The organism is Ralstonia sp. ASV6, from assembly GCF_016429285.1.
GTDB classification, from domain to species: Bacteria; Pseudomonadota; Gammaproteobacteria; order Burkholderiales; family Burkholderiaceae; genus Ralstonia; species Ralstonia flaminis.
In genome coordinates, this window is record NZ_JAELUI010000228.1 from 1 (window position 1) to 5442 (window position 5442).

Sequence of the window (5442 nt, forward strand, 5' to 3'; positions counted from 1 at the left end):
GCTCATCTGCACGATCTGCTCGTTGCCGTCCTGCACGAGGATGTCGTTGTCGATGTTCTCTTCACCGAACTCGTTTTCGATCACGGCGATCTTCATGCCGTGCTGCTCGGTCAGGATGCGCTTGAGCAGCGTGGTCTTACCGCTGCCGAGAAAGCCCGTCAGGATGGTGACCGGGATCATTTTGGACATGGTGCGTTTCCTTGTTGCGAGCCGGCGCGGCAATCGGCGCAGCAGCCCTTGATGGTGAGTTCAGCGTGATCGGCCGCAAAGCCGGCGGGTAGGGCGGCCTTCGGCATGGCCGGTGGCTCCGCCGTTTCCAGACAGAAGTCGCGTCCGCACTGTGTGCAGTGAAAGTGGCTGTGCGAGCGGTGCGCCGCTTCGCGCGCGGCGTCGTGCTCGGCCAGGCTGAAGCGGAAGACGCGATCGGCGCCTGCCGTCTTGTGGACGATGCCGCCAGCCGCCAGCCAGTCGAGCACGCGATAGACCGTCACACGGTCGATGCCCGAGTCGTCTGGCAGTGCATCACACACAGCCTGGTGCGAGAGCGGTTCGTCGCCCTGCATCAGCACGGCCAGCACGCGCACGCGCGGCTCGGTCACGCGGCTGCCCAGGCTGCGCAGGCGTGTGCGGGCAGCCGCATCGGGCGAGTCGAATGAAGCGGGTTGCTGAGTGGCGAGATCGTCTCGCGAGGCCGGAGTGCTCATGCGTGGGATTGTCCCACGGCCGAAGGGGTGCTGCAATTGAGTTGCAACTAGGCGGCCTTGCACCGCCCAGGGTTTTTCAACGTGCTTGGCGGCAAACGCTAGGCGGCAAACACCAAACACACCGGTGTCGGCACCTTGGCCACCACCACGGGCTGATCCAGCTTGCCGGTCTGCGGGTCAATGCGCAGCCGCAGGATCGTGTCGCCCTTCTGGCTGAGCGCGTAGAGATGGTTGCCGTCGGCTGCCATCGTCATCGCACGCGGGAAACGCAAACCCTCGCTCCAGTATTGGATAGAGGTGAGTTTGCCCGAGGCGTCGATACTGAAGGCGGCCACGCTGTCGGCCAACGGGTGATCCGACTTCAGCTTGCGATTGCTAGCGTACAGGAAGCGCCCGGACGGGTGCACCAGCACCTCGGCGCCACTCTTCTGGCCGATGTAGTCGGCCGGGGTGGTGGAGATGCGCTGGCGCTCGTCCAGCACGCGGCCGGTGTCGGCGTCATAACCATGGCACGCCACGGTGCCATCCAGTTCGTTGATGACATAGAGCAGCTTGCCCTGCGGATGCAGCGCCAGATGGCGCGGGCCGCTGCCGGGCTTGAGCTGCGCGCGGTCGCGCGGGGCCAGCTTGCCTTGCTCGATGGCAAACACGTTGATGCGGTCGGTGCCGAGGTCGGTACCGAGCACATGCTTGCCCGCCGGATCGAACAGCATCATGTGCGCGTGCGGCGCCTCCTGTTCGGGGCGCGGGCCGGCGCCGGTGTCCTTGAAGATGCCCGACACCTCGCCAAGCTTGCCGTCCGGACTGATCGGCAGCACGTTGTAGGCACCGCCGCCGTACAGCGAAACCGCCAGATACCGCCCGTTCGGCGACACCGCCACATGCGCGGGAATCGTCCCCGACAACGACAGCGGCTGGCGGTTGATCAGCTTGAGCTTGCCGTCGCGCGGGTCAATCGAATAGGCTTCGGCGGTGCCGGTCGGGCGACCTTCGTAGACATCGATCTCGTTGATGGCGTACAGAAAGCGCTGATTCGGGTGCACCGCCAGGAACGACGGATTGGCACTCTCGACCACCTGCACCTGCGTCCACGCATCGCCGCGCAGCTCGAGCACGTAGATGCCGCGCGCGGCTGGGCCACCGGCGGTGCCGCCTGGCGCGTTGAACGTATAGGTGCCGACGTAGGCAAAGCGCGGCGAGCGCGCAGCGCCTGCAGGTTGTGCACCGGAGGCAGCGGGCTGCTCGCCCGCCTGGGCCATTACGGTCTTGGGGAGAGCGCCCAGCAAGGGCAGGCTACCGGTCCACTGCATGAAGGTTCGACGATTTGGGGTGCGGCGATTGGTCATGGATAGGCTCCTCCTCACGCACGCACGGACATCGCGTGGTGGAAGATGTTGTTCGGATCATAACGGCGCTTGACGCGTTGCAGGAACGCATAGAGATCGCCATCGCCGTAATAGAGCTGCGGCCAGAACGGGTAGGCCAGCATGTCGACGTCGGGGTAGTTGATGTAGCAGCCCTCGTAACGGTCGCCGGGGTAGGGTGTACCGCTGTGCGGGGCGGGCACGTCGGGGGCGCCGTAGACGTCACGGTAGAAATCGCTGATCCAGCGCAGGTGGCCGGCGTCGTCGGTGGCGGAGGTCCAGTAGGTCTGGTACTGCAGCTTCATGATGGACGCACGCTGCGGCACGGCCGTGTCGGCAATGCGCTCGGCCTTGTTGACTGCGCCGCCGTAGGAATCCACCTGCAGCAGCGACTGGCTCAGGTCCACGCCGGGGATGGTCCGCGTGAGGTGCGTGTAGATGCGCTGCGCCTCGCTCGCGGTAAAGCCGCGCTTCATGTAGGCAGACTTGTACTTGCCGCGCTGGTTGGCACCCGAGCCGTTCAGGTATTGCGTGGCGGTCAGCCAGTCGTACTGCACGACGGTGTGGGGCTTCGAGCAGAGCAGTTGCCCCATGCCCTGCTTGTGCGCCGGGCCATAGCCGGGGGGATGGCCCTTCACGGGCGTGGGCGCACAGGCCTGGAAGCGATCGAGAAAATCGTTGAGCACGGAAAGATCGCGGCACGTGCCATCGGGGTTGCAGAACTGCGTGAGCAGCACGATCTGCCCGGCCGATTTGTGCGTGAGCTTGAGCAGCGAGAACATGCCCCAGGTGTCCGGGTCCTTGCCCCGCGTCTCCCAGTATTCGCCGTAGATGCGCAGCAGTTCAGCAAAGCGCTGGGGCGTCATACTGGCCCAGTCGAAGGCGACGGTGGCGAGCGCCACTTCCTGCGGTGCCTGAGGCAGCTTGGCGAAGGTGTAGCCAGTGATGACGCCGAAGGTGCCGCCGCCCGCGCCGCGGCATGCGCGAAAGAGCTCCGGATCGCGCGTGGCATCGACCGTGCGCGCGGCCGCCTTGCCATCCTTGTCCACAGTCACGATGTCCACGGCAGACAACCAATCCACCGTCAGCCCCTGCAGCCGCGACAGCAGCCCGTAGCCGCCCCCGCAGATGTGCCCGCCCGCGCCCACCGAATAGCACGAACCACCGGGCAGCGTCACGTTGTGGCGCTTGTAGAGTTCAAGGTAGCCGTTCCAGTTCTGCGTACCGGCGGGAATGTGCACCGAGCCATCGGCGCGCACCTCGGGCGAATCGAGCAGGCTCAGGTCGACGATCGTGCCATCGGGGTTGTTGGAGACGAAATCTTCGTAGCAATGCCCGCCGCTGCGCACCGTCGGGCGCTGGCCCGCGTTGACGATGCGCTGGATGGCGGGCGCCACATCGTCGGGCCTTTCAACGAGGACGATACGGCCGGCGGCCTGAGCCTCCGTCGCCGGCCAGCGCAGGTTGAAGCCGTGCTTGAGCGTGTTGTAGCGAGGGTCCTGGCGGGTCACATCCAGTGTCATCGATGACTCCGGTGAAGGCGTTTGCGCAAGCGTTGCGCAAACGGAGTTGGATTCGGACATGTGTCGTCCGGCGGTTCCAACTTAGTCGTTTGCGCGTCCGGCTTCCATCAGACATTGCCGGCATCACGTGCACGCCATGTCGGCCGGGGCGGCCTCAGCGCACCTGGTGGGCAAACCAGGCGAGCACCCGTGATGCCGTCGTCGCCCACAGCGGCCGCACCAGCCAGCACGCCGCCGCCCATGCCAGGATCACCACGATCAGGTCGCAGCGCCCGCTCTTCCATAGGTTCAGAGAATGACGCCCCCAGATCCAGGGCACGCCCAGCGGGTTCGGCCAATCCGCCAGCAGGTGCATCAGCCCGCCGCACGCAAAGCCGAACAGCAGCGGCGCCCACAGGTGATCATGGCTCAGCGCCTGGTAAGACAGAACCAGCGCCGCAATCCAGCCGACGCCCCAATGCGTAACGGTACGGTGTGTGATCCAGAGCCGTCGCTTGCGACGCCACCACGCGACTTCCATCCAGTCAGGCGCGGTGCCGCCGGCAATGGCGGCGCAAAACGCCAGGATGCAACCGAGGTGCTCGGGCGAGGAATGGGGGGACTGCGCGACGATGGCAGCGGCAATCAGACCCGCCGCCCAACCCGTCGCATGGTGGGCAGCATGGGATGCCATCAACGTGATGCGAACAACAAGAGGGGCGCGCATCTTCGCAATTGAGGCCCGCGGGGACAAGCCAAAATTTGCGACAAATTGCTAGCCGATCTGCAGCAGCACCCCCTTGAGGTATTCGCTTTCCGGAAAGCTCGTTAGCAGCGGATGATCCACACCGCCCGCCAGACGACGCTGAATGCGTGCCGTCACCTTGGCATCGGGCGCAGCAACTGCACGCCGACCAGGTTGATCTCCTTGTACGCGCGCTGCGCGATCCACCTGTTGTGCAGACGCCGCAAACTTGGGCGGATCCAGCACGATCAGGTCGAACTGGCGCCCCTCTGCGCGAAAGTTGCGCAGCGACTTGAAGACATCCGCATCCAGCCATTCGGCACGCGCCGCATCGAAACCATTACGCGTAACGTTGCGCTCCCTCACCGCCAGCGCTTCGCCCGACGAGTCGATCGACACCACCGAACGCGGCCCGGCTTTCATGGAGCGCGGACCGCGACTGATGGCGCGTTGCGGCATGCCGCGCGCGCCAGAATGCCGCCTGCGCTCACTGCGTAGACAGCTCGTAGCTACCCGTGTAGTCCAGGTACTGGTCGGCGCCGGCCGCGAGCGGATTGAGGCGCTTACCGACGAAGGTGCCACCGCCATGGATGCCCGCATAGGTGCCACTGCCGCCCACGAACGTGAACTTGCCACTCAGGGTGGCCACGCCGCTGCGCGCGTCGACCGTGGTCGAGCCGGTGCGCTGAACTGAGAGCGTGGAACCATTGGCAAAGCGGTAGGTTTCGTAGGCCGTGAACGGGCCCTCGGATTTCACGAAATCGACAAAGTAGCTCAGCTTCATGGTGGCCACTTGATCGCCAGGAAACAGCCCAAGGCCGGTGCCTTCGCCGGCCCCCACCACGTGACCGGGGTGGTCGGCAACCTCAAACGCCGCGGACTGCGTGAGGTGGAAGGTGTGGCGCCATTGAATGTCGTGGGCGTGGGCAAATGGCGCGACGGCAAACAGCACTGCGATGGCGATCTTTTTCATGATGGGAGTGTCCTGGTCGGTCAATGAGGCTTGGCGGATTTGCCAAGTGGACACATTGTTCCGAAGCGACACGCCCAGAAAAACACGGCCGCGCCGGGAAGACTTTTGCGCGCCACACAAAAATGCACGCCCGCTGTGGCGCGGTTACCGGCTT

General features: G+C 65.1%; 6 protein-coding genes and 1 pseudogene. All 7 read right to left on the reverse strand.

The window, feature by feature from the left end; all coding sequences use genetic code 11:
• The coding region (locus JHD73_RS26235; RefSeq protein WP_306663153.1) for a GTP-binding protein at positions 1-189 on the reverse strand (189 nt) is incomplete at its 3' end.
• Complete coding sequence (locus JHD73_RS26240) at positions 177-704, reverse strand: Fur family transcriptional regulator (protein ID WP_199033081.1); 528 nt, start codon at positions 702-704, stop codon at positions 177-179. The genes JHD73_RS26240 and JHD73_RS26235, both read right to left, overlap by 13 nt.
• A 98-nt stretch (positions 705-802) precedes the next feature.
• A complete protein-coding gene (locus tag JHD73_RS26245) occupies positions 803-2050 on the reverse strand; it encodes a lactonase family protein (protein WP_199033082.1) in 1248 nt (415 codons plus the stop codon).
• 14 nt (positions 2051-2064) lie between these two features.
• Complete coding sequence (locus tag JHD73_RS26250) at positions 2065-3591, reverse strand: FAD-binding oxidoreductase (RefSeq protein WP_199033086.1); 1527 nt, start codon at positions 3589-3591, stop codon at positions 2065-2067.
• A gap of 154 nt (positions 3592-3745) precedes the next feature.
• Positions 3746-4264, reverse strand: a complete 519-nt coding sequence (locus JHD73_RS26255) for a metal-dependent hydrolase (protein ID WP_199033083.1) — start codon at positions 4262-4264, stop codon at positions 3746-3748.
• Positions 4265-4345: 81 nt separating this feature from the next.
• Positions 4346-4741 (reverse strand): annotated as a pseudogene (locus JHD73_RS26260) (class I SAM-dependent methyltransferase); the annotation flags it as partial.
• A 61-nt stretch (positions 4742-4802) separates the two neighbouring features.
• A complete protein-coding gene (locus tag JHD73_RS26265) occupies positions 4803-5288 on the reverse strand; it encodes a hypothetical protein (protein WP_199033085.1) in 486 nt (161 codons plus the stop codon).
• Positions 5289-5442: the final 154 nt, after the last annotated feature.